General features: G+C 70.3%; 22 protein-coding genes. 7 read left to right on the plus strand and 15 right to left on the minus strand.

Translation table 11 applies throughout. The features are described from left to right. Positions 1–82 precede the first annotated feature (82 nt). The gene (metG, locus tag IE278_RS10965; protein WP_189771197.1) at positions 83–1807 is read left to right on the plus strand and encodes a methionine--tRNA ligase; all 1725 of its coding nucleotides are present in this window, start codon (positions 83–85) and stop codon (positions 1805–1807) included. Positions 1808–1872: 65 nt separating this feature from the next. Here the strand turns inward: metG and IE278_RS10970 are convergent, their stop codons facing one another. After that, positions 1873–2022 carry a hypothetical protein gene (locus IE278_RS10970; protein WP_189771199.1) on the minus strand — a complete coding sequence of 50 codons (150 nt, stop codon included), beginning with the start codon at positions 2020–2022 and terminating at the stop codon, positions 1873–1875. Positions 2023–2051: 29 nt separating this feature from the next. Then, the gene (locus IE278_RS10975; RefSeq protein WP_189771201.1) at positions 2052–2480 is read right to left on the minus strand and encodes an ATP-binding protein; all 429 of its coding nucleotides are present in this window, start codon (positions 2478–2480) and stop codon (positions 2052–2054) included. Positions 2481–2703: 223 nt separating this feature from the next. Here IE278_RS10975 and IE278_RS10980 point away from each other — a divergent pair, with 223 nt between their 5' ends. The 3 genes from IE278_RS10980 (at position 2704) to IE278_RS10990 (ending at position 4878) form a co-directional block, all read left to right on the plus strand. Further along, positions 2704–3555 (plus strand): helix-turn-helix domain-containing protein, encoded by an 852-nt coding sequence (locus IE278_RS10980; protein ID WP_189771527.1) that lies wholly within the window; start codon positions 2704–2706, stop codon positions 3553–3555. Between the two features lie 8 nt (positions 3556–3563). Beyond that, positions 3564–3761, plus strand: coding sequence for a DUF397 domain-containing protein (locus IE278_RS10985; RefSeq protein ID WP_189771203.1), 198 nt, complete (start codon positions 3564–3566; stop codon positions 3759–3761). Positions 3762–3945: 184 nt separating this feature from the next. Then, positions 3946–4878 carry a hypothetical protein gene (locus IE278_RS10990; protein WP_189771205.1) on the plus strand — a complete coding sequence of 311 codons (933 nt, stop codon included), beginning with the start codon at positions 3946–3948 and terminating at the stop codon, positions 4876–4878. Positions 4879–4989: 111 nt separating this feature from the next. Here IE278_RS10990 and IE278_RS10995 read toward each other — a convergent pair whose 3' ends face one another. Then, positions 4990–5937 (minus strand): DUF3152 domain-containing protein, encoded by a 948-nt coding sequence (locus tag IE278_RS10995; protein WP_189771529.1) that lies wholly within the window; start codon positions 5935–5937, stop codon positions 4990–4992. A gap of 140 nt (positions 5938–6077) precedes the next feature. Here IE278_RS10995 and IE278_RS11000 point away from each other — a divergent pair, with 140 nt between their 5' ends. Beyond that, positions 6078–6554 carry a hypothetical protein gene (locus IE278_RS11000; protein ID WP_189771207.1) on the plus strand — a complete coding sequence of 159 codons (477 nt, stop codon included), beginning with the start codon at positions 6078–6080 and terminating at the stop codon, positions 6552–6554. 52 nt (positions 6555–6606) lie between these two features. Here the strand turns inward: IE278_RS11000 and IE278_RS11005 are convergent, their stop codons facing one another. The 11 genes from IE278_RS11005 to IE278_RS11055 all read right to left on the minus strand — a co-directional run bounded on the left by IE278_RS11005 (position 6607) and on the right by IE278_RS11055 (position 16580). Next, entirely contained in the window at positions 6607–7020 is a 414-nt protein-coding gene (locus IE278_RS11005; protein ID WP_189771209.1) for a hypothetical protein, read from the minus strand. Between the two features lie 240 nt (positions 7021–7260). Continuing rightward, entirely contained in the window at positions 7261–8289 is a 1029-nt protein-coding gene (locus tag IE278_RS11010) for an intradiol ring-cleavage dioxygenase (RefSeq protein ID WP_189771212.1), read from the minus strand. Positions 8290–8487: 198 nt separating this feature from the next. Further along, a complete protein-coding gene (locus IE278_RS11015; RefSeq protein ID WP_189771213.1) occupies positions 8488–9465 on the minus strand; it encodes a JmjC domain-containing protein in 978 nt (325 codons plus the stop codon). Continuing rightward, the gene (locus IE278_RS11020) at positions 9462–10886 is read right to left on the minus strand and encodes a hypothetical protein (RefSeq protein ID WP_189771215.1); all 1425 of its coding nucleotides are present in this window, start codon (positions 10884–10886) and stop codon (positions 9462–9464) included. Before IE278_RS11020 ends, IE278_RS11015 begins: the two co-directional genes overlap by 4 nt. Beyond that, entirely contained in the window at positions 10883–12496 is a 1614-nt protein-coding gene (locus IE278_RS11025; RefSeq protein ID WP_189771217.1) for an MFS transporter, read from the minus strand. The genes IE278_RS11020 and IE278_RS11025 overlap by 4 nt, the downstream gene beginning before the upstream one ends. Continuing rightward, entirely contained in the window at positions 12493–12798 is a 306-nt protein-coding gene (locus IE278_RS11030) for a hypothetical protein (RefSeq protein ID WP_189771219.1), read from the minus strand. The genes IE278_RS11025 and IE278_RS11030 overlap by 4 nt, the downstream gene beginning before the upstream one ends. Before the next feature lie 82 nt (positions 12799–12880). After that, positions 12881–13342: a hypothetical protein gene (locus IE278_RS11035; RefSeq protein ID WP_189771221.1), complete on the minus strand. Its 462-nt coding sequence runs from the start codon at positions 13340–13342 to the stop codon at positions 12881–12883. Further along, positions 13339–14346 (minus strand): multinuclear nonheme iron-dependent oxidase, encoded by a 1008-nt coding sequence (locus tag IE278_RS11040; protein WP_189771223.1) that lies wholly within the window; start codon positions 14344–14346, stop codon positions 13339–13341. The genes IE278_RS11035 and IE278_RS11040 overlap by 4 nt, the downstream gene beginning before the upstream one ends. Positions 14347–14349: 3 nt before the next feature. Next, a complete protein-coding gene (locus tag IE278_RS11045) occupies positions 14350–16053 on the minus strand; it encodes a B12-binding domain-containing radical SAM protein (RefSeq protein WP_189771225.1) in 1704 nt (567 codons plus the stop codon). A 1-nt stretch (position 16054) separates the two neighbouring features. Continuing rightward, a complete protein-coding gene (locus tag IE278_RS11050; protein ID WP_189771227.1) occupies positions 16055–16291 on the minus strand; it encodes a hypothetical protein in 237 nt (78 codons plus the stop codon). A gap of 118 nt (positions 16292–16409) precedes the next feature. Next, positions 16410–16580, minus strand: a complete 171-nt coding sequence (locus IE278_RS11055; protein ID WP_189771229.1) for a hypothetical protein — start codon at positions 16578–16580, stop codon at positions 16410–16412. Positions 16581–16949: 369 nt separating this feature from the next. Between IE278_RS11055 and IE278_RS11060 the strand changes: the two genes are divergently transcribed. Then, a complete protein-coding gene (locus IE278_RS11060; RefSeq protein WP_189771231.1) occupies positions 16950–17252 on the plus strand; it encodes a hypothetical protein in 303 nt (100 codons plus the stop codon). 75 nt (positions 17253–17327) lie between these two features. Here IE278_RS11060 and aspS read toward each other — a convergent pair whose 3' ends face one another. Next, the gene (aspS, locus tag IE278_RS11065; RefSeq protein ID WP_189771234.1) at positions 17328–19097 is read right to left on the minus strand and encodes an aspartate--tRNA ligase; all 1770 of its coding nucleotides are present in this window, start codon (positions 19095–19097) and stop codon (positions 17328–17330) included. Positions 19098–19239: 142 nt separating this feature from the next. On the opposite strand from aspS, the gene IE278_RS11070 reads away from it, so the two are divergent. Further along, entirely contained in the window at positions 19240–21375 is a 2136-nt protein-coding gene (locus tag IE278_RS11070) for a SpoIIE family protein phosphatase (protein ID WP_189771236.1), read from the plus strand. Positions 21376–21426: the final 51 nt, after the last annotated feature.

The raw sequence follows: 21426 nt of genomic DNA on the forward strand, positions 1-21426 counted from the left end.
TTCAAGGTTCGTAAGACGGCCGAAAGTCGAAGCAGTACTCGACCGGACGTCACCCCACGTAGCGACTCGGGAGCAGCCCGCAATGGCTCGACACCTCATCACCAGCGCCCTTCCGTACATCAACGGGATCAAGCACCTGGGCAACATGGTGGGGTCCATGCTCCCGGCGGACGTCTACGCCAGGTACCTCCGCCAGCGCGGCCACGATGTCCTCTACATCTGCGCGACGGACGAGCACGGCACCCCGGCCGAACTGGCGGCCAAGGAGCAGGGGCTCCCGGTCGCCGAATTCTGCGCCGGAGCGCACGACGCGCAGAAGGCGATCTACGACGGTTTCGCGCTGGCCTTCGACCACTTCGGCCGCAGTTCCAGCCCGCAGAACGCCGAACTGACACAGCACTTCGCCCGCAGGCTGAACGAGAACGGCTTCATCGAGGAGCGCGCGATCCGGCAGGTGTACTCGCCGGCCGACGGCCGCTTCCTCCCCGACCGTTACGTCGAGGGCACGTGCCCGCACTGCGGTTACGACAAGGCGCGCGGCGACCAGTGCGAGAACTGCACGCGCGTCCTGGACCCCACCGACCTGATCAACCCGCGCTCGGCGATCTCGGGTTCGACGGAACTCGAGGTACGTGAGACGACGCACCTCTTCCTCCTCCAGTCGAAGCTGCAGGGCGAGGTGGAGGCGTGGATCGACGAGGTCTCCGACGAGTGGCCGCAGCTCGCGTCCTCCATCGCCCGCAAGTGGCTGACCGAGGGCCTGCACGACCGCGCGATCACGCGTGACCTGGACTGGGGCGTACCGGTACCGGCCGACACGTGGCCGACGCTGGCCGCCGAGGGCAAGGTCTTCTACGTCTGGTTCGACGCGCCGATCGAGTACATCGGGTCGACGAAGGAGTGGGCGGACGCGGCCCCGGAGGAGAACCGGGACTGGAAGTCGTGGTGGTACGAGCCGGCGGGCGCCTCCGACGTGCGGTACACGGAGTTCATGGCGAAGGACAACGTCCCCTTCCACAGCGTGATGTTCCCCGCGACGGAGATGGGCGTACGGGAGCCGTGGAAGAAGGTCGACCAGCTGAAGGCGTTCAACTGGCTGACGTACTACGGAGGAAAGTTCTCCACCTCCCAGAAGAGGGGCGTCTTCACCGACCAGGCCCTGGACATCCTCCCCGCGGACTACTGGCGCTACTTCCTCATCGCGAACGCCCCCGAGTCGGACGACTCGTCGTTCACGTGGGAGCACTTCACGGCGACGGTGAACAAGGACCTGGCGGACACGCTCGGCAACTTCGTCAACCGTGTGCTGTCCTTCTCGAAGAAGCGCTTCGGCGAGGAGGTCCCGGCGGGCGCGGAGGCGAGCGCGCCGGAGGCGAAGCTCGGCGAGGAGATCGCGTCGCTGCTCTCCGACTACGAGACCCAGATGGAGGCGCTCCAGTTCCGCAAGGCGGCGGCCGCGCTGCGCGCCCTGTGGTCGGCGGGCAACTCCTACCTGGAGGAGAAGGCCCCCTGGCTGGAGATCAAGACGAACCCCGAGGGCGCGGCGCTCACCCTCCGCACGGCGATGAACCTGATCCACCTGTACGCGGTGGTCTCGGAGCCGTTCATCCCGTCCTCGTCGGCGGCGATGCGGGCGGCTTTCACGTTGCCGACCGACACGGCGACATGGGTGACACAGGATGAGGCGAAGTCCCTGAACTCCCTCCCCGCGGGCACCCCCTTCACGGTCCCCCCGGTCCTCTTCGCCAAGATCACGGACGAGGACCTGGAAACGTACAAGGAGCGCTTCGGCGGAGCGCCGGAGTAACAACTCGGCTCCCCTCCCGACGCAGGGGTGGCCGGACACGACACGGCCGTCCGCCACCCCGCCCGCTACTCCACGGCCTCTCGTTCGCCCATGATCAGCGGCACGTTCTCCGGGCCGAGGACCAGCGGTCTCACGGTGGGCGAGTTCCAAACGGGCAGACCCATCCGGATGGGCTGTGCCGCCCAGCGGGCCGTCGAACTGCTCTGGGTCAGCACGATCAGATCCGTCCGAGGTGATCAACGAATTACGCGGCGCCCAGGTCACACCAGACGTACTTGCCTCCGCTGCCGTTCCTCGGCAGCGGGTACCAGCCCCAGACGTCCGCGCAGGCCTGGACGAGGGTGAGGCCTCGGCCCGATTCCGACTCCGCCATGTCCGCTGCGTTCGCGAAAGCCGCCGTCGGCTGCGGCGGGTCGGGGTCCCCGTCCCACGCGCCGATCCGCAGAACTCCGTCCCGCCAGCGCAGACGTAGAGCGGCGGGACCCTTCGCGTGGCACACCGCGTTGGAGATCAGCTCCGTCGCCAGAAGTTCGGCGGTGTCAGTGAGGCGGATCAAGCCGTGAATCGTGAGGATGAGGCGGAGGGTGCGGCGGCAGACCGTCACCGCGCGGGGGTCGTTGGGGATGCTGAGCGTGTACTCCCAGGGTTCGGGTTCGTTGACGATTTGCGGCATGCGGGAACTCCGTTCCATAAAGGGGAAGGTGAGGGTGGGGAGTAGTGGCATGCCGCAACCGTCATGGCAGGACGGAGTGGTGCGCTTGCGGAGTCCCCGAATTCGCAGCGTGCGCGTCGCATCACTGACGGTATGGGTAAAATTTGGTACCGCGCAAGCCGCCACCACTATCTGCCCCTCGAACGAGTCAGTGCCTCAGGACAGTTGGGACGAGGAGGACGTCATGCCGCGTAGACGGCAGCCCACCGCACGCCAGGAACGTCTGGGGGGCGAGCTACGTAAGCTGCGCGAAGCCGCAGGCCTCAAAGCGCGCGAAGCCGCCGCACTGGTCGGATGCGACTCCGCACAGATGAGCCAGATGGAGTCCGGGATCGGGGGTGTGAGCGAGGAGCGCCTCCGCAGACTCGCCGCTCACTACTCCTGCGCGGACCCGGACTTGATCGAGTCCCTGGTGACAATGGCGAACGATCGAACACATGGCTGGTGGGAGGAGTACCGAAGCCTGCTGCCTACGTCATTCATGGACCTGTCCGAGCTGGAGCACCACGCCACCTTCCGGTGGGATGTGGACTGCCTTTATGTACCCGGGCTTCTCCAGACAGAGGAGTACGCCCGACGCGTCTTCTCGCACAGAGTGCCCGAACTCCCGCGCGGTGAACTCGACTTGCGCGTTGCGCACCGGATGGCGCGGCGAACCATCATCGACGGTGACCGACCCATCCCCTACAAAGCGGTGGTGCACGAGGCGGCACTGCGTATCAAGGTCGGCAACCGAGCGGTCGCACAGGCCCAACTCGACCGCATCCAAGAACTCTCGGAAGCCGATCACGTGACCGTGCGGGTCATCCCGTTCGCTCTCGACGATTTCATCGACGCCGGAAGCGCGATGGTCTTCGCGGGAGGCCCAGTCCCCAAGCTGGACACGGTCGTGCGGGATGCACCTCACGGCTCGGCATTCGTCGACTCCGAAGCCCAACTCAACAGCTTTCGAACGCTTTTCCGTAGGGTGGAAGCATCGTCACTCGAACCTGAGCGGTCGCGTGACTTCATCCACAGGCTGGCCAAGGAGTTGTGAGGCGCACCATGACGACCCCCGACAGCTGGCAGAAGTCATCCTTCTCCGGCGGCGGCGACGGAAACGCCTGCGTCGAACTCGCCACTGAGGCTCACACCATCCGCCTCCGCGAGAGCGACACCCCCTCCATAGAACTCACCACCTCCCCCACCCCCCTCGCCCACCTCCTCCACGGCATACGTTCCGGCGCCCTCGGCAGCGCATGACGGCGGATTGAGTCGGGCCGCTCTCCTCACCAAGCCCCACCCCTCCCGCCCAACGGCGGACGGTCACTCGGGCGGGTGAATATTCCCAACTGTGCACTTATCAGGTCGCTTTGGGGCCTTACGCTCCACCTGCTACCTGCCTACTGCATGTGCTGTTGGCATATCTCACCCCTCAGGAACCCTCATGGTCAGTGCGCCGCACGAGGCGATGCACCGCATCTTTCAGGATCACCCGGATCTCTTCTCCGGGGTGTCAAAGGTGCTGGGCGTCGACTTCGCCCCGCCCACCTCGGTCACTCTCATGCCGACCGACCTCACCGAGGCCAGCCCACTCGAACGCCGCGTCGACACGTTGCTGCGGCTGGACACGGAGGACGACGAACCGCTCCTGCTCGCCGTCGAGGCACAGGGGAAGAAGGACCCGGACAAGCCGGCGAGCTGGGCGTACTACGCCTCGTACCTGCTCACGAAGTATCGGCTGCAGCCGATACTGCTGGTCGTCTGCCAGGACCACGCGACGGCCAAGTGGGCGGAGGAGCCGGTCACGTTCGGCCCTCCCCAGTGGCCCCTGCTCACCCTGCGCCCGCTGGTCGCGGGCCCGCACAACATGCCGCTGATCACTGATTCGGCCGAGGTCCGCAAGGACCTCGCGCTCGCGACACTGGCCGCGATCACGCACGCCAAGAACCCGGAGATCGGTCCCATACTCAAAGCAGTGACGACCGTGCTGCGGGACGAACCGGACGCCGTCAAAAACCCCGTCATCGAATTCATCTCACGCGGCCTGGGCAAGCTACCCGCCGCGGCACTTTGGAGGACACTCGTGGCCGTGGACCTTTCTTTCTACAAGTCACCCCTCTTCGAAGAAGTCCGAGAGGAGGCCCGGGCGGAGGGCCAGGCAGAAGGCCGGGCGGAAGGACAGGCGGAGGGCCGGGCGGAGGGCCGGGCGGAAGGCCGGGCCGAGGCCATCCTGGATGTCTTCGCGGCACGCGGCATCGACGTCCCCGAGCCAGTCCGGGAACGCGTCATCAACTGCGTTGACCCCGAGAGCCTGCGCCATTGGCTGCGACGCGCCGCCGTAGCGCTCTCCGCCGACGCGATCTTCGCCGATGACTAGCCCCGGCACAACAGAGCACGGCCCGGACGAATAGCCGCGAGCCCTGACAGAGACCCCGACCGGCCCTCAAGCCCACGGCCGGGCGGGGTCAGTTCGAACCGAAGGCCTTGCTCACGGCACCCTCGGCCCCGTGACCAACCGCCCCTTCGTGTCGTAAGGCCACACGTTCGGCTTGCAGCCCCGCATGCCCTTGATCTGCTGCATCATCGCCGGGGCCGGTTTGCCCGGGCCGGGGCACGTCACGTGGTCGTGGCCGAGGAAGTGGCCCACCTCGTGGTTGATGATGAGGGCGCGGTACGCGTCCACGTCGTCGGCGTAGACCGGGGTCGCCAGCAGCCAGCGCTTGAGGTTGACCACCACGTCCTTGCCCACGCTGCAGTTGACCTCGCCGCGTGTCCTCAGGCCGTAGCGGCCGCAGATCTCGTCCACCGTTCCCGGTGTCGCCAGCCGTACGACGAAGTCGGCCGAACCCGTCGAGACCCGTTTGAAGCCCGACCTGCCGTCGGCCGTCCAGCCTCGTCGGTCCGCCAGTACGTCCTCCACCTGGTCGGCCACGTCCCCCGCCGACTGCGCGAGGCCGTTCTCGACCACGACCTTGTAGCGCAGCGTTCGGGTGCCCTTCCCGACGGTTCCGCTTCCGCCACCCGCCGTGGTGAACGTCCCAGGTCCCGAGGAAGGGATGGAGGGCGAGGCGGATGAGGCGGCTGAGGGGGACGTCGCCGAATCCGGTGACTCCTCGTTTCCCCGCCGCGCATCGGACTCGCCCTCCATCCCTTCCTCGGCCGATTTCGAGGGGGAGGGGGAAGGGGAGGGCTCGGACTGGTCCGGCCTGTCGTCTGCCGCCTCCGGTGACTTGTCGGAGCCCGCGGAGCTGTTCGCGCTGGACGCCGCCGGCGTCCCTCCGCTCACCGCCAGCGCCGCCGCCGATAACACCGCCAGGGCCGCCACGCCCCACAACAGTGGCCCCTTTCCCCCGCCCCCGCCTCCACCCCCGGAGCCTCTGCGACGGCGGCGAGACCTCGCGGTCGGAGACGGCTTGGTCGCACGGCGGTTGATCATGGTCATGAGCATCAAGAGTGAATACGCGAGGTGTTGGGTTCTGGCTCAGCGCATAACGAAGCCATAACGCCCAGTTGGGCGAGCCCCCGTTACGGGACCCCGCTCCTGGCATGTGCACGATTCATCCGTATGGTTTCGTCATGGCAGTCCCCCAGGTCATCCCGATCGCGTACGAGCCGCGCCACCGCACCGATGCCATCGGTCACTACGCGGAGGGGCAATTCCTGGGGTCGGTCACCTACGCCTTCCCCGAGGACTACCGCCCCGACGACGGCTGGGAAGAGCACAAAAGACTCTTCACCGTGCTCCACACCTTCGATACTGCCGGTCGTCACCGCGACTCGGAGATCTGGTGCGCCGGTAGCTGGGCCCAGCAGCAGCGCAACCCGCAGGGGCCCGACTCCGTCCTCGCCCAGGCACAGGCCCATCTCGCGAAACTGCTCCGGAGCCTCCCGCGGCGCCGTTACACGGACATCGCGGTCCAGCCCTTCCGGCTCACCCGCGACGGCGTGCTGTTCGGCCTGCTGACCGGCGAGGACGACGGCGAACCCTGGGCCGAGCTGTATCCGGACCGCCTCGGCTTCGGCCCGCCCTGGGACGGCACGTACGACACCTGAGCGCACGTACGACACCGGAGCCCACGTACGACACCCGAGCCGCACCCCCGCGCTAGCCGATCCGCATCAGGCCGTCGGCCTCCGCCTGGTCTAGGCCGAGCGAGGTGCGGGCCGTTCGGACATGGGCGAGGCCCTCGACTGCCGTACGCGTGACCAGGGCGTACTGGGCCGCCGTGCGGGCGGTGGCCAGTTCGTCCCGGGCGGTGCGCAGGCGTTCGGCGGCGGCCGTGAGTGCCTGCGCCGCGATCACGTCGGCCCCCGCACTCGTACTCGTCTCCGCCCGGATCCGTACGTCGAGAGCGGACAGGCTGCCGCCGAGCCGCACCACCCACCGATTGGCGTCGGCCTCCGCATCCAGGTCGGACAGCTCGGACACGTCGGACAGGTCGCGCGCCCGGCCCCAGCGGCGCCTCGCCACCACCGCTCCGACGATCAGCAACAGTGCGAGCAGCACGGCGAATCCCATGTTCTCCTCCGGTGATCTCGTCCGGCGCCGCCGGTGTCCCGCGGGGCGTTCTCACCTCGCACCTGCCATCAGACGCCCCGCTGCTGTGCCCGCACGACGAACACCCTGTGGGTCAGCTGATCACCCCGACCGCCCTGATCACCCTGATCACCCGCATGGGCCCGGGACTTCCTTCGTCCCGTCCCGGGCCCATACGCCGTACGCGTTCTGCGCGGCCGGTTCAGCCCGCGCTCACCCCGCTCAACTCTCCGAAGCCGAAGCCGTCTCCGATGCCGACGCCGTCTCCGACGCGCCCGGCTGCACCGCGTCGTCCGTGCCCTCGTGGGTCGCGTCCGGGTCGACGCCCATCGTGATGGTGCCGAGGACACCCTTCGCGATGGCGTTCTTCTTGTACTTGAGCTTGAGGAGACCGCCGGCCGTACCGGACTGGTCGTAGATCGTGTCCTCGGTGAGCGTCGTGCGCTCGGTCGTCGACGTGGAGTACGGCTCGACCTCCGCCGACGCGAGCACCGACTCCTCGTCGAAGAAGAACTGGCCGGTGTGGCAGGTGTTCCCGCCCTCGTAACCGGCGTCCGTCCAGGTACCGCCGACATGCACCTTGGTGTGGATGTGGACGCAACGCCCCTGGTACCAGCCGGGGAAGACCGTCTTGAACGTGACGAAGCCCTGCTTGTCCGTCTTCCACGTGCCCCGCAGGTAGCGCTTGTCGTCGGTGGGCTCCTGGTGGCCGCCACCGCCACCACCGGGCGGGGGACCGGTCGGGGAGCCGGTCGGAGTGCCGGAGGGCACGTCGGTGGGCGTGCCGCTGGGCGGTGTGCCGCCACCGCCGCCACCGCTGGAGAGGTCCTCGTAACCGGAGTAGAGACCCAGCGCGTCGCAGTGCCAGATGTCGACGGCGGCGTTCTTGATGGGCTTGCAGGTCTCGTTGTCGATCACCTTGAGACGGAGGGTCATGGGGATGCCCTCCCTGTCCTCGGTGATGTCCTGCCGGAGCTTGTCGGCATCGATGTAGTACGGCCCCTCGGTGGTCTCCGAGGTGAGCTTGTAGCAGCCCTCGTCGGCGGTCGAGGTGGCGGTCGGGGTGGCGCTCGCCGACGCGCCCTTCGCGCTCGCGGCCGTCTGGCCGGCGTTCGCGGTCGCAGCGATCGTGCCGCCCACGCCCACCGCGGCGACCGCCGCGCCACCCGCCACGACGACCTTGCGGCGCGTCACGTTCCGCTTGTGTTTCGGCCCGTGGGCCGACTGACCTTCTGTCATGCTTCCCGTCATGAGCGAGGAAGGTAGGTAAGAAGGCTGTCAACAGCGTGGGCGCGGACTGTGGATTACCGTTCGCACGCGAAACGTGGCGCGAATCGATCGGCCGCGACCGACTCTCCCCGCCCCCGACTTCCGGGCTCCCCCGACTCCCCACCACCCGGCCACGGTTCAGCGGCCACGGTTCAGCGGCCACGGTTCACCGGCTACGGCTCACCGGCTGCCGCGCGTCTCGGCCGCCCGGCGGGACGCGTCACGGACCAGGGCGGCCCGGTCCACCCGTCCGAGCGCGTCGGCGAGCCGCCTGAGCAGGTCGTCGGCGGCTTCCTCGCGCTCCGCGGTGGTCCCGGAGAGGGCGGCGTGGTCCGGGATGCGCGCGAGACAGGCGCGTACGGCCAGTTCGACCGTGTCCCGCAGCCCGGGTTCCCGGACGGCGACGGTGACGTGCACGGACTCCGTGTCGAGGGTGCGGGTGTGGTGGGCGATGCCCTCCGGCAGGTACAGCACCTGGCCGACCCGCAGATCCACGGTCTCGGCGCCCGCTAGGTCCTCGTCCCGGACGTAACCGGGGCGCCAGTCGGCCGCCTCGCGCGGAGTGTCGTACAGGTACCAGCGTTTGGTCCCGGCGATCTGGACGACGAAGAGATGGCCGTCGTCCCGGTGGACGCGCATGCCGTCCTCCCCCGCCCGCGTCCAGAACGCCACGGCCCCGGCTTTGGCCGAGAACAGTCGGGCCAGGCGTCCGCACAGTCGCTGTGCGGGGCGGTGCCACTCGTGCAGGTTCTGTACGACCACGGTCGCGCCGGCCGCCAGTTGGGCACGCACCTTCGCGCCGTCCACGTAACCGCCCCGGGGGTCACCGGAGACGTGCATGACCCGGGTCAGCTCCTCGGGCGGCACCGGGGTGCCGCCGCGCATCGCGTTCAGCACCGGGTAGTGGAGCAGGCCGCAGTCCAGCCAGTCCTCCAGGTCCTGCCGGGAGACGACATCGGCGACGTCCGGCGAGGCGTCGAAGACGGCGTGGGCCCTGCCCCACGGGAGGCCGTCCGCGGTACGGGCGTCCCGGCAGAGCACCCGCAACGCCTCCCGCGGCCCGGCCGCCACCTCGTTCTCCGCCGCCACGTCGTTCTGCGCCGCCACCTCGTTTCCCGCCTCCGCAGGGTCGAGCGTCCCGGTCCCGGTCGTCGTCATCGTGATCGTGTCTCCTCGTGCTCGTGCGATCGGGACGCGTACGGCTCCCGCGGCTCCCGCGGCTCCCGCGGCTCGGGCAGGTCCAGCCCAGCCAGCGCGGCCAGGAACCCGGCTGCCGACCCCGCCACCGGCCCGGTACGGGCCAGCGCGTCCCGCAACAGCGCCCAGGCCTCCGCCCGTTCCGCCCAGTCGACGCCGAAGCGCGCGACGAGTTCGGTGCGGACCGTGTCACGCCAGGCGTAACCCGCGAGGTAGGAGCGCCAGTGCAGGACGCGGGTCTGCCGCAGCAGGAGCAGTTCCGGAGCCCACCGCAGTCCCGTGCGGGAGGCCACCGCCGACGCGGCCTCCAAGGCCTCGGCCGACGTCCGGCAGCCCGCGAGGTCCGTGTCGACGGCCAGGTCCGCCGCCATCAGCCCGCGGCTGAAGCGCTCCTCCTCGGCGAAGAAGCGGGCGAGGGCCGCGGCGGCCTCCGCGTCGATCCCCAACCGGGCCAGGAACGCGGTCGACCCTGCCAACTGCTCCAGCAGCAGCGCCCAGCCCTCCGACCGCAGCGGGTCGAACGCCCACCGTTCCGCGAGCGGGGCCCCCGCCGGGCGCAGCGCGTGCTCGGCGAGATGGGCCAGTTCGTGCTGCAGGTACTGGACCGTCACCGGAGTGACCGCGGTCGGCAGGGAGAGCAGCGAGGAACCGGGCAGCCGTACGGGCATGACCATGGACGGGGTGTTCGGGCGCCGCAACACCCGCACCCGGTGGCCGGGTGGCAGCAGCCCGTGCCGCCGCGCCTCCCCGACGAGCCGGGTGATCAGCTCGTTCAGCGGGGGCAGCGTCCCGCCGGGTCGCCCGTACAGGCCCTTGCCGAGCAGCAGCCAGCGCCAGTTGTACTCGGCGGTGGCCCGGCCGCGCAGTCCGGTCGGGCGGGCCCAGGCCTCGGCGGTCTCCGACAGATCCGGCACCGGGGCCGTCACCCCGGCGAGCCGCCGTACGGAGTCGGTGGGCAGCGGGAACGCCGACTCGCCGCACCACCAAGGGAGTTCGTCGCCGTCGTGGGAGGCGCCGGCGGCGCGGCGGCGCTCGGACAGCCACCGCCAGACCTCGCCGGTCAGCTCACGCGCCTCGGCGCACCAGGTCTCGTACGAGATCCGCCGGCCGTCCTCATCGGCCTCCAGGTCGAGTACGGCCCCGGGGGCGGGGGCGGGCACGGATGCCGGCTCCCCCAGAAGCTCGGCGACGAACCGGGAAAGGCCCAGCCCGGCCAGTTCGCCGGCGACCTGTCGGGCCCGCCGGGCCGCCGGAACCGGGCCCCGACCGGGCAGCCCGGCACGCTCCAACTGGAGATCGGCGAGCAGATCCTCGATGGGGTCGGGGGCGGGGTCGGGGTCAGGGGCGAGGGAGGGGACAGAGGGAGGGTGGACGGCGGTCATGGCGCGGACACCTCCTGAGATCCCGTGGTCGGCCCGGCCGTGCTCGGCCCGGCTGTCCCCGGCCCGGCCGCCCTTGACCCAGTTGTCGTCGACCCGGCCGTTGTCGGCTCGGTTGTCGTCGGTCCAGCCGTCGCTGGGCCGACTGTCCCCGACCCGACCGCTGTCGATCCGGCCGCCTTTGACCCGGCTGCCGTCGACCCGGCTGGCGGCGACCCGGCCGCCGTCGGCCCGGCCGTCGCTGGCCCGGCCGTCGCTGGCCCAGCCGCCGTCACCCCGACCGCCGCCGGCCCGGCCTTCGTCGGCGTCGGCGACCGTGGCGGCCCCGCCGCCGGCCCCGCCCCCTCCCGTACCGCCAACGAGCCCACCCACAGCCCCGCCACCCCGAACCCCGCCGCGGCGAGCGGCCAGGCCACGGCCGTGCTGCCGAGTTCGCCGACGGCCAGGCCGGTCAGGATCAGGCCGCCGCCGGTGAACAGACTGTTGAACAGCGAGGCGACGGACAGCACGGTGGCGCGGTGTCCGCTGTCGATCCGTTCGTTCATGGCCGCCCGGACGCCCGGCATGCACAGGCCGAACGCCGTGGAGAAGCAGACGTAACAGACGATCGAGACGGCCGGTTCCCGCACGGTGGCGGCGCAGACGAGGGCGAACGCGCCGACCGTGGACGCGGTGACGATGACGCTCCGGCGCGCCGCGGCCCGGCGTCGCTGCAGGCTCATGGTCCAGCCGAGCAACGGGATCTCCAGCAGCGACCCGACGCTGCGCATCGCGCCGAGCACCAGCAGGTCGCCGCCGACGAGTCCCTCGTACACGACCGTCCACTGGACGCCGGGGATGCCCCGGAACAGCCACAGCAACGCGGTGGCGACGATCAGGGCGATCAGTACCTTGTCGCCCCGCAGGGTGAGCCGCGTCCCGGTCATGACCTCGCCGAACGACTCCCGCAGCCGTGGGGCGAAGCCGTCTCGGGGGCCGGGACGCTCCGGACCCGGTCGGCCGGTCATCAGCCGCAGGGACAGTACGGCCGCCAGCGCGCAGGAGACGCCCGCGACGATCTGGGGCAGTGCCAGGTCCAGCGTGCCCAGGGCGGCGCCGGTCAGCGTGCCCAGGACGAGGCCCGCGTTCTCGGCGATCTTGCCCTGGGCGAAGAGGCGGTCCAGGCCGCGCGCGCCCTCGGCCCCGGCCCCCGCCCCCACCCCCGCTCCCGTCTCCGTCTCCGGCCTGGTCTCGTCCACGGCCCAGGCCTCCAGGGCGCCGGACGCGAAGGTGCCGCCCAGCGCGGCGAGGAGGACTCCCGCGGCGGCCACGTACACGCTGCCGCTGAAGAACAGGGCGCTGTAGCCGACCGCCCGCAGTACGAAGCTGATCGCGACCGAGACACGGCGGCCGAGCAGGTCGGCGAGGACGCCCGTCGGGATCTCGGAGACCCCTTCGACGATCCACACCGCGGCGATCAGGGCGAACACCGCGCCCGACCCCATGCCCAGCGACTGCAGGAGCAGGACCGACGTCACGGTGAGGAGCATGTCGGCGAAGTAGTCGAGACCGGACACCAGCAGATAGCCGCGCCGGACCCGGCGGACGTGATCCTGGGAGGACCGGGAGATCACTGTGCGGACCCCTCCACCAGTCCGGCGCTGACCGCCCTGGCATAGGCGGGTGTCCCGGCGGCGCCCCCTGGCATCGGCGTCCCGGTGTCCCACAGCCAGCGCAGTGCGGCGACCGTGGTGCCCGTGAGGCGTACCCGGCGGACGCGTTCGCCGGCCGGGACCGAGATGACGGCGAGCGGCGCCGGACGGCGTTTGACCAGCAGCAGGGCCTCGGTCCATGGATCGACGGCGGCCCGCTCACGCAGCATCCCGCCGTACGCGGGCACGTCGAACGTGGCCTCCGCGATCCACGCGCCCGCCACGAGACGGGGACGGCGGGCGGAGTACGGGCGCGGGTCGGCCGTGGCGCCGCCGAAGAGGTGGGCGTCCTCGAAGGCGAAGGCCTCACCGACCCAGTCCTCCTGCCGGGCGATCCAGTCGGACGCGCGCAGGAACCCGGCGAAGGCGGCCGACGCGGTGGCCGCGGGCGGGAAGACGGACCCGGGCTGGGCCGGGCCGCCGCTGCCAGAACTCGCTGTCCAGGAAGGCGTGCAGGCCTTCCGCGCCGGTACGGCCGTAGTACGCGAAGAAGGTGACCGGGAAGCTGACGTTCAGCACGTCGGCGACGGTCTTGCGACGCCGGGCCTGCTCCATGTCGAAGCCCGGCCCGCTGGTGCCCTTGGCGACGACCGTGCGCTCGGCCGGGGGCAGCGCGGCGAGCAGTTCGGCGCGCCGGCCGGGGGTCGCGTTGAGGATGCGCCAGGTCGTGTCGGTCAGCCGCGCGTAGTCCAGCGGAGTGTGGGCCGGCGGAGTGTGGGCCGGCGGGATGTAGTCCGGCGGGGTGTCGAACTCGGTCTCGCGGCTCATGAGGCACCCCACCAGTGGTCGGCCCGGCGGGCGAAGCGCCGTACGCTCTCGGTCAGTTCGTCGGCGTTCATGCCCTCCGCCTCGGCCATCACCGACCGCAGCTGGGGAGCGCGGGGGAGCAGCTGATCCGCGAGGTCCCACACCTCGTCGCCGACCGGCCAGTCGTGCTTGTCGTCGACCAGGCGCACCCCGCCCTCGAAGCGCCGGACGAACGTGCCGCTCATGTGCGCCTCGACGACCCGGTCCCAGGCGATGTCGTCGTCGCTGGGCAGCACCGGCGGCAGCCCCCGCTGCACCCGCAGCCCGTAGAGGTGTCCGACGTCGATGGTCATCAGGCAGTCGGCGCGTTCCGCGATGCGCGTCATCAGGGTGAGGATGTCCTGGTCGCCGACCACGAGGGGGTAGGGCGCGTTCTCGATGGTCAGCGGGCGGCCGATGACGTCCTGGGCGTGCTTGACGCGGTCCACCGCCCAATCGACGGCCTCGTCGACGAGGGGCATGGGCACCAGGGACTCCAGCAGGGTCTCGCCCTCGCGGACCCACATCGCCAGGTCGATGTTGAGCCAGGGCGAGTCCAGTTCGTCGGCGCGCCGCCCGAGCAGGCGCAGCAGCCGGTCGTCGAGCGGGTCGGTGCCGCACACGTCCAGGTCCAGCGGGTGGAACAGCGCGTGCAGCCCGTGCCGGCGGCAGAACTCGGCGCAGCGCAGCGCGAGTTCCTGATCCGTGGCGAGGATGCCGACGCTGTACCAGGTGGCGGCGGCGGTGGTCGTGGCCGGTGCCGTAGCCGTGGACGTGGCCGTGGCTGTTGCCTCAACCGTCGCCGGGGCCGTCGCTGGGGCTGGGGCTGGGGCTGGGGCGGCGAGCCTGGTGGCCACCTCCTCCGCGATGTCCATGTCCTTGATCGAGTCGCAGCTGAAGCAGATCCCATGGACCCCGGGCGGACCCAGGCCGGGGATCGGGGAACTCGTGCCGATCGCTGTGGGCATGTGGTCGGTGCCTCCCATGCGCTAGTCCCTCCCGTGCGGGCCGACGGCGCCCGGGGCCCGCGCGAAGCCCGCCTCGCGCGCCACGGCCCCGGTGCGTTCGATCAGGTCGTGCAGCGGGACGCGGTCGTGTCCCAGGCGGGGCAGCAGCGCTTCCAGGCCGCCCGCGTCCAGCAGCGGGAAACCGGCTTCGGCGTCCGCCAGCAGGCGTTCCGTGAGGAGGTTGGGCGCGTGGCGCAGTGACACGACGTCGAGCTGCAGCCGGGCGTGCGTCGCCCTGCCAGGACTCAGGCCGTCGTCCCCGATCGAGGCGAGCGCGAGTTCCCCCTGCGCCAGCGCCCCGTCGATCCGGTCCTGCCACTGCTTGCGGAAGGCCCTGAGCGTGTCGCTGAACCGCTGTACCTCGGGCCGTTCGAAGAGCGTGAAGGGGCTGGGCAGTTCGTCCGGGTCGAAGACGACACCGAACCGCCGGGCGTAGAAGTCGCGGATCGGCGTGCCCTCGTAGAGCACGAGCGCGCTGTAGAGGTGGTCGTGCGGTACGTAGTCGTAGAAGCCGGTCTCCCGCAGGAACTCCATGTTGGCTCGGATGTCGGCCAGGGTGGTGGCCGGGTCGAGCATGATGAAGTCGAGGGAGATCTCGATGCCGAGCCGCTTCAACAGGCGTACTGCCGCCACGTTGACCTCGGGTTTCACATGTTTGGCGAGCCGTTCGAGGACCGGTTCCGAGGCGGACTCGATGCCCAGCTCGATGAACCGCAGACCGCGTTCCTTGAGCCGGGGCAGGACGTCGGCGGCCTTGAGGATCTGGTTGACCCGGGTGCCGAAACTGAAGGTGACCTGCGGATCGGCCTCGTACAGCGCCTCGGCGACCTCCATGGCACGGGTCGGCGAGACGAAGAAGTTGGCGTCGCTGAAGTACACGTGCTCGTAGTCGACGCCGTGCCGCTCCCGGAAGTGCAGCAGCTCGGCGACGACCCGTTCCGCCTCGCGCGAGCGGTACTTGCGGCCGATGGTGAGTACCCCGCAGAACGAGCAGTCGTACGGGCAGCTGCGGCTGCTGCAGATCGTCAGCGCAGCCTTCAGCCGGCCCTGCACCTCGTCGTAGTACGTGAGGTCGGGGTACCCGGAGTGCGAGACGAACTCGGCGTCGGGGAACGGGATCTGGTCGAGGTCGGGTACGAAGTCCCGGTCCTCGTTGACCAGGAGACCCCCGCCGCCGTCACTGCCACTGCCACTGCCACTGCCACTGCCACTGCCACTGCTGGGAGCACGCCAGGTGGTGCCCCTGATCGCGGTCAGCTTGGCGCGGTCGTGGAGGCAGCTGACGAGTTCGAGCATCGCCTCCTCGCCCTCGCGCCGCACCACGACGTCGACACAGGGGTGGCGGCGCAGGATGTGCTCGTGCACGGCGGTGGCGTGCGGGCCGCCGAGCACGATCAGGCACCGCGGGCGACGGCTCCTGATCCACTCGGCCATGGCGACCGCCGCGCGGAACGACTCGTTGTAGACGGAGAACCCGACGACGTCGAAGCGGTCGAGTCCGTAGAGCGCGGCCAGTTCGACGGCGTCGTCCTCGGAGTCCCCGAAGTCGAAACCCGAGCTGGGAAATCCGGCTTTCTCCAGGTAGGCCATGATGTACGCCAGCCCGATGGGCTTCGACTTACGGCGGTCGGAGAAGCCGACCGAGGGGTTGACGAAGGCGATGGCCGGCCGTGTCAGCGTGTCCATCTCACACCCCTTCCGGCGCGGGGGCGGAGTTCAGGGCGCCGTCCTGGACGAGGCCGAGCAGGAAGTCCCGGTCCGGGGCCGGCAGGGTGTCGAGGTCCAGGGGCTGGCGCAGGGCCTCGCGCCAGACACGGGACGCGTGACGGTTGAGCTTCAGACAGGACTGTGCCGGTCCGGCGAGCGGCACGTAGACATGGCCTGCCTGGTCCAAGTAGGGCAGTTCCGAGGTGATGCGCTGCATCGACGGGCTCTCCGGGGTCCGGCTCGACAGAAGTCGGGGGCCGGGGCCCCGGCGTCTCGCACACCGGGGCCCCGAGGGAACGGTCAGCAGTCAGCGGTCGACTGTCAGGGGTCGGCTGTCAGGCGTAGATCTTGCCGAGCATCTTGGTGTAGCTGGCGCCGCCGAGGCTGACGATGTCCGCCTCGGGGGTCTCGACCTCGTCGAACCCCGCGATCTCCAGTTCGTCCTGGGTGCGCTCGGTCAGCGACTTGCGGACCGGCTTGTGCTGGTTCTCCGCGCTACGAGCCATCGTTGGTCTTCCTCTCGTCCGGCCCCGGGCAGCCTGGGGCCCGTCCCAGGTCGCCCCGGGAAACGGGGAGACCTCGTGCGGGAGGAGCGTGCTGGGACGGGCACTTCGCGGTCAATGAGGTGTATGGCCGGTAAGTGACGTCGCACGACGGAGTGCCGAGGAGCGTGCGGAAGGGCGCGATCGGTGCCGGGGCAGTGCTCGCACGGCGGCGGCGATCAGGGAGCGTTGTCGGCGCGCTCCGGTTACTGACGGTCACGACAGACGCGTACTGTCCGGATCTCTACGTCCTGGGAAAAACCCTTATCACCCGTATGGGGGTGGGTGGAGATTCTCTCGTCACCGTCGCCGATCCATGACACTGTGTGACGCATGGCCGACGAACTCGACGGAAGCCGGGACGACTCCGCCGCCGCCTCGCCCGGAGAAGCGGCCGCCGCACAGGAGCGCGCCTTCTGGGCGGCCCGTCGGCGGTACAACGAGCTGGACGACGACGAGGCCGGGCGCCGCGAGAAGCGCCGCCTCAGCCGGGAGTCCCGGCGCCTGAACCTCGACGTACGCGTGCACCGCTACGCGCGCAGCCACGACGAGGGGCCGGTCCCGGACGACCTACGACTCCCGCCTCTCCCGGACGACGAGTTCTTCCCGGACGAGGACGGGCCGCCCGGTCGGTGAAACAGCGGTGGGGCGGTGTCACCTCGTCCAGAGGTGACACCGCCCCACCGTGGCGTGCTGTCGGTCGGCGCCCGGCTACTTCGCCGGGTTCACCGGCTTGCGCACCGAGATGTGCAGCTCACGCAGCCGCGTCTCGTCCAGCTCCGTCGGCGCGCCCATCATCAGGTCCTGCGCGTTGCCGTTCAGCGGGAACGCGATGGTCTCCCGGATGTTCGGCTCGTCGGCGAGAAGCATGACGATGCGGTCGACGCCGGGGGCGATACCGCCGTGCGGCGGGGCACCGAAGCGGAACGCGCGCAGCATGCCCGCGAACTGCTCCTCGACCGTCTCACGGTCGTAGCCCGCGATCTCGAAGGCCTTGAGCATGATCTCCGGCTCGTGGTTCCGGATGGCGCCGGAGGACAGCTCGACACCGTTGCAGACGATGTCGTACTGCCAGCCCAGGATGTCCAGCGGGTCCTGGGTCTCCAGGGCCTCCAGACCACCCTGCGGCATCGAGAACGGGTTGTGCGAGAAGTCGATCTTCCCGGTCTCCTCGTCCTTCTCGTACATCGGGAAGTCGACGATCCAGCAGAAGCGGAAGACGCCCTCTTCGAAGTGCCCGGCGCGCTTGGCGGTCTCGACGCGGACCGCGCCCATGATCTTGGAGACCTCGTCGAACTCGCCCGCGCCGAAGAACACCGCGTGGCCGGCCGACAGCGACAGGCGCTTCGTCAGCTCGGCGACGTTCTCCTCGGTCAGGAACTTGGCGATCGGGCCCGTCAGCGAGCCGTCCTCGGCCACCCGCACCCAGGCGAGGCCCTTCGCGCCCTGCGAGACCGCGTAGTCACCGAGCTGGTCGAAGAACTTGCGGGACTGCGCGGCCACGTCCGGCACCGGCAGGGCCCGTACGTGCTTGCCCGCGAAGGCCTTGAACTCCGAGCCCTCGAAGATGTCGGTGATGTCGACGAGCTCCAGCTGGGCCCGCAGGTCCGGCTTGTCGGAGCCGTACTTCAGCATCGACTCGCGGAACGGGATCCGCGGGAAGGGGGAGGTGACGTTCCGGCCGTTGCCGAACTCCTCGAACAGCTCGGTCATGAGCTTTTCGATCGGCTGGAAGACGTCCTCCTGCTCGACGAAGGACATCTCCACGTCGAGCTGGTAGAACTCGCCCGGCGAGCGGTCGGCGCGGGCGTCCTCGTCACGGAAACAGGGCGCGATCTGGAAGTACCGGTCGAAGCCCGAGATCATCAGCAGCTGCTTGAACTGCTGGGGGGCCTGCGGCAGGGCGTAGAAGCGGCCCGGGTTCAGGCGGGACGGGACGACGAAGTCGCGCGCGCCCTCGGGGGAGGTGGCGCTGAGGATCGGCGTCGCCATCTCGTTGAAGCCCAGCGTCGTCATCTTGTGCCGGATGGCGGAGATGACCGAGGTACGCAGCAGGATGTTGCGGTGCATGCGCTCGCGGCGCAGGTCGAGGAAGCGGTACTCAAGGCGTCGCTCCTCGTTCACCCCGTCCTCGGTGTTGATCGTGAAGGGCAGCGGGGCGGCGGCGCCGAGCAGCTCGACCTCGCTCACCTCGACCTCGATCTCGCCGGTCGGCAGCTCCGCGTTCACGTTCTCCGCGCCGCGGGAGACGACCTTGCCGTCGACGCGGACGGTGGACTCCTTGGAGACCTTGTCGAGGGCCTCGTACGCGGGGGTGCCGGGGCGGGCGACGAGCTGCGTGATGCCGTAGTGGTCCCGCAGATCGATGAAGAGGATGCCGCCCAGGTCTCGCCGATTGTGCAGCCAGCCGCTCAGCCGGACGTCGGTGCCGACGTCAGAGGCGCGGAGCTCGCCGCAGGTGTGGGACCTGTACCGATGCATCTTCGTTCATCCAGTCTTCGCGGTCGGGGACATGTTTCACGTGAAACACGTGCAAGCGTACCGGCCGCCCCGTGATCGCCGTCCGCAATAGTTCGCAGGGCCGCAGTGGCACCCTTCGTTCACCTGTTCATACAGTGGGTCAATGCGCATAGGTGATCCCCTTCCCTCTGTGGGGGATGTCCTCGTCACCCTCGCCACCGGGCTGTGGAGGTGGGACGACGCCGCCGGGAAGGTCACCCTCGATGCCGAGGCCTCCCGGCTTCTCGGCCTGGCCGCGCAGCCGACCGTGCTGACAGAGGCAGGGGTCCGGGCCCGTTTCCACCCGGTCGACTGGAACGAGGTCAACGGCGTCGTCCAGCTCGCCGCCGCCGAGAAGACGCTCGCCGAGCTGCGGCTGCGGGTCATGGACGACCGGGGCCGCGTGCTGCGTACCGTACGCAGCCGTTCCAAGCCCTCGATCGACCCGAACACCGGGGCGTACCAGCTGATCGGCACCCTCCAGGAGGTCACCGAGCCGCCGCCGGGTGCCGCGGCGCGTTCGCCCGTGACGGGTGACTGGCGGCGCTCGCGCGAGGCGTTCCTGCTGGACGCGGGACGCGCGCTGGCCGAAGCACGGAACACGGAGGAAGTGCTGCGGGTCGCGGCCGGTCTGTCGATGCCCGGGTTCTCGCCGGACGGGCTCGCGGTCTTCGGCGCGGAGGCCGACCGGCTCACCGTCATCGGCCACTTCGGGCAGCAGCCGGGGGACGAGGAGCCGTTCTCGCACATGCCGCTGGAGACGGACTACCCGGCCGCGGAGGTCGTCCGCACCGGGCGCGCTGTCTACCTCTCCTCCCCCGACGACTACCGCGGCCGTTTTCCGGCCGCCTGGCCGCTCGCCGAGGGCTTCGGCCGCGAGTCCTGGGCGTTTCTGCCGCTCACGGTGGCGGGGCGCACGATGGGCGCGTGGATGGCGGCCTTCACGTATCCGGTCACCTTCACGCCGGACGAGCGGTCCGTGCTGACGACGGTGGCGCGGATGCTGGCCCAGGCCCTCTCGCGGGCCGGGGTCGCCGAGTCCGAGCGGGAACTCACCGACGGCCTGCAGCGCTCGATGCTGCCGACCCTGGGGCCGAAGATCCCCGGTATGAGCGTCGCCGCCCGGTACGTGCCCACGGGTGGCGGGCTCCAGGTGGGCGGCGACTGGTACGACATGATCCCGCTGCCCGGCGGCACCTCGCGGACCAGCCCCGGGGGCGGCCGCTTCGCGCTGGTCATCGGTGACGTCCAGGGCCACGACGTACGCGCCGCGGGACTGATGGGCCAGCTGCGGATCGCGCTGCGGGCGTACGCCTCGGAGGGGCACCGCCCGGACGCGGTCCTCTCCCGCGCCTCACGCTTCCTGTACGGGATCACGTCCGACGAGGCGATCACGGACGCGCGCTTCGCGACCTGTCTGTACGTGGAGGTGGACCCGGAGAGCGGCGTACTGGAGATAGCCAGGGCCGGGCACCCGGACCCGGCGATCCGTATGGCGGACGGGACCGTGCTGACCCGGCCCACCGCGGGCGGGCTGCCGCTGGGCATCGACCCGGACGCCGACTATCCGACGACGCGGCTCGTGCTGGAGCCCGGCGAGACGATGATGATCTGCACGGACGGGCTGATCGAGACCGGCGGCCACGACCTGGAGACCGGCTGGCTCCGGATCCGCAAGATCCTGGAGAGCCACGACGGTGACATGGAGGTGCTGGCCGACGCGCTGGTCCAGGCGGTCCACGGGCCCTCCTCGCACCACACGACCGGGCCGCTGGTGGATCGCCGCGAGGACGACATCGCGGTGCTGCTGCTGTGCCGGGCGGGGGAGGAGGGCTGCGATCCCGACGCCGCGGCGACCACGCGGACCATGGTGCGGCGCACCATGCTGACCGTCGCGCAGGCCGAGCCCCAGAAGGTCGCGCTGGCCCGGCAGCAACTGCGGGAGTTCCTGCACGACTGGCCCACCGCCGACCAGGTCGACTCGGCGGTCCTGCTGGTCTCCGAGATGGTGACGAACGTACTCGTCCACACGGACGCGGACGCGCTGCTCGTCGCCGAGATGACGGGCACGGCGGGCACCCGCCGCATACGCATCCAGGTGACGGACGGCAGCGACGACCTCCCCCACCGCCGCCACCCCGGCGAACTGGCGTCCTCAGGCCGGGGCCTGGTCCTCACGGAACTGCTCGCCGACGCCTGGGGCGTGGACCCCCGGGGCGAGGGCAAGAGCATCTGGTTCGAACTGTACGAGGACGCGTAAGGCCGCGGTGGACGTCGCCTCGGATCTCGGCTACGCAAACACACGCCAGGC

The sequence above is a fragment of the Streptomyces tauricus genome (assembly GCF_014650955.1).
In the GTDB taxonomy this organism is placed as follows: domain Bacteria; phylum Actinomycetota; class Actinomycetes; order Streptomycetales; family Streptomycetaceae; genus Streptomyces; species Streptomyces tauricus.

What these genes read in the sequence shown, in the direction of transcription:
- metG (WP_189771197.1), top strand. Translation starts at nt 83, where the DNA reads ATGGCTCGACACCTCATCACCAGCGCCCTTCCGTACATCAACGGGATC.
- IE278_RS10975 (WP_189771201.1), bottom strand. Translation starts at nt 2,480, where the DNA reads ATGCCGCAAATCGTCAACGAACCCGAACCCTGGGAGTACACGCTCAGC.
- IE278_RS10980 (WP_189771527.1), top strand. Translation starts at nt 2,704, where the DNA reads ATGCCGCGTAGACGGCAGCCCACCGCACGCCAGGAACGTCTGGGGGGC.
- IE278_RS10985 (WP_189771203.1), top strand. Translation starts at nt 3,564, where the DNA reads ATGACGACCCCCGACAGCTGGCAGAAGTCATCCTTCTCCGGCGGCGGC.
- IE278_RS10990 (WP_189771205.1), top strand. Translation starts at nt 3,946, where the DNA reads ATGGTCAGTGCGCCGCACGAGGCGATGCACCGCATCTTTCAGGATCAC.
- IE278_RS10995 (WP_189771529.1), bottom strand. Translation starts at nt 5,937, where the DNA reads ATGATCAACCGCCGTGCGACCAAGCCGTCTCCGACCGCGAGGTCTCGC.
- IE278_RS11000 (WP_189771207.1), top strand. Translation starts at nt 6,078, where the DNA reads ATGGCAGTCCCCCAGGTCATCCCGATCGCGTACGAGCCGCGCCACCGC.
- IE278_RS11005 (WP_189771209.1), bottom strand. Translation starts at nt 7,020, where the DNA reads ATGGGATTCGCCGTGCTGCTCGCACTGTTGCTGATCGTCGGAGCGGTG.
- IE278_RS11010 (WP_189771212.1), bottom strand. Translation starts at nt 8,289, where the DNA reads ATGACGGGAAGCATGACAGAAGGTCAGTCGGCCCACGGGCCGAAACAC.
- IE278_RS11015 (WP_189771213.1), bottom strand. Translation starts at nt 9,465, where the DNA reads ATGACGACGACCGGGACCGGGACGCTCGACCCTGCGGAGGCGGGAAAC.
- IE278_RS11020 (WP_189771215.1), bottom strand. Translation starts at nt 10,886, where the DNA reads ATGACCGCCGTCCACCCTCCCTCTGTCCCCTCCCTCGCCCCTGACCCC.
- IE278_RS11035 (WP_189771221.1), bottom strand. Translation starts at nt 13,342, where the DNA reads ATGAGCCGCGAGACCGAGTTCGACACCCCGCCGGACTACATCCCGCCG.
- IE278_RS11040 (WP_189771223.1), bottom strand. Translation starts at nt 14,346, where the DNA reads ATGGGAGGCACCGACCACATGCCCACAGCGATCGGCACGAGTTCCCCG.
- IE278_RS11045 (WP_189771225.1), bottom strand. Translation starts at nt 16,053, where the DNA reads ATGGACACGCTGACACGGCCGGCCATCGCCTTCGTCAACCCCTCGGTC.
- IE278_RS11050 (WP_189771227.1), bottom strand. Translation starts at nt 16,291, where the DNA reads ATGCAGCGCATCACCTCGGAACTGCCCTACTTGGACCAGGCAGGCCAT.
- IE278_RS11055 (WP_189771229.1), bottom strand. Translation starts at nt 16,580, where the DNA reads ATGGCTCGTAGCGCGGAGAACCAGCACAAGCCGGTCCGCAAGTCGCTG.
- IE278_RS11060 (WP_189771231.1), top strand. Translation starts at nt 16,950, where the DNA reads ATGGCCGACGAACTCGACGGAAGCCGGGACGACTCCGCCGCCGCCTCG.
- aspS (WP_189771234.1), bottom strand. Translation starts at nt 19,097, where the DNA reads ATGCATCGGTACAGGTCCCACACCTGCGGCGAGCTCCGCGCCTCTGAC.
- IE278_RS11070 (WP_189771236.1), top strand. Translation starts at nt 19,240, where the DNA reads ATGCGCATAGGTGATCCCCTTCCCTCTGTGGGGGATGTCCTCGTCACC.